Here is a 1,012-nt window from a genome sequence, read left to right as displayed (position 1 = left end):
CCGTGGCCAGGCGTGCGGGCCAATGCCCTGGCCGTGGCCATTCCGTGCCACCGGGTGGTGCGCACCGACGGCGCGCTCTCCGGCTACCGCTGGGGCGTGGAGCGCAAGCGGGCGCTGCTGGACAAGGAGGCCCAGGCATGAGCGCGCGCGACCCGTGCGCCATCGACTGGAACGCCGTGGCCCAGGCGCTGGACGGCCAGGGCTGGGCCGTGATCGACGCGCTGCTGCCCGCGGCCGACTGCCGCGCCCTTGCCGGCCTCTACACGCAGCCTGCGCGCTTTCGCAGCCGCGTGGTGATGGAGCGCCACGGCTTCGGGCGTGGCGAATACCAGTACTTCCAGTACCCGCTGCCCGAGGCCATCGCGGCGCTGCGCACCGGGCTCTATCCGCACCTCGTGCCGGTGGCCAACCGGTGGCAGGCGGCCCTGGGCCTGGAAGACCGCTTTCCGGCGGACCACGCGGCGTTCATCGCGCGGTGCCATGCGGCCGGCCAGACGCGCCCCACCCCGCTGCTGCTGCAGTACGGCCCCGGCGACTACAACTGCCTGCACCAGGATCTGTATGGCGCGCACGTGTTTCCGCTGCAGGTGGCCGTGCTGCTCTCCGCGCCGGGGACCGATTTCACGGGTGGGGAGTTCGTGCTGACCGAGCAGCGCCCGCGCATGCAGTCGCGGCCCGAGGTGGTGCCGCTGCGCCAGGGCGATGCGGTGGTGTTCGCGGTGCACCATCGGCCGGTGCAGGGCACGCGCGGGCCCTACCGCGTGCAGATGCGGCACGGCGTGTCGCGGGTGCGCTCGGGACAGCGGCACACGATGGGCCTCATTTTTCATGACGCGGCCTGACGGCAAGGCCCCCGGTGGTGGCCCTGGCCTCGGCCCTTCTTCGCTCACTCCATGACCGACGACCTGTTCGACACCGATGAAGCGCCGGGCGGCCGGCTCGTCCTCGGGCCCGGCGCGGTGCTGCTGCGCGGCTTCGCCCGCCCCGTGGCCGTGGCGTTGCATGCGCAGGT

The 1,012-nt window shown here is 73.2% G+C and carries 2 protein-coding genes; both read left to right on the top strand.

The features are described 5' to 3' along the window. The coding region (locus AC27KI_RS25715; protein ID WP_487116652.1) for a methylated-DNA--[protein]-cysteine S-methyltransferase at positions 1 to 141 on the top strand (141 nt) is incomplete at its 5' end. Next, complete coding sequence (locus AC27KI_RS25710; RefSeq protein ID WP_487091251.1) at positions 138 to 842, top strand: 2OG-Fe(II) oxygenase; 705 nt, start codon at positions 138 to 140, stop codon at positions 840 to 842. The genes AC27KI_RS25715 and AC27KI_RS25710, both read left to right, overlap by 4 nt. The last annotated feature ends 170 nt before the right edge of the window (positions 843 to 1,012 follow it).

This window comes from Acidovorax sp. KPB24-03, from assembly GCF_057546605.1.
The sequence above is the reverse complement of the archived record's forward strand: the minus strand, read 5'-3'. Positions and strand labels throughout refer to the sequence as shown.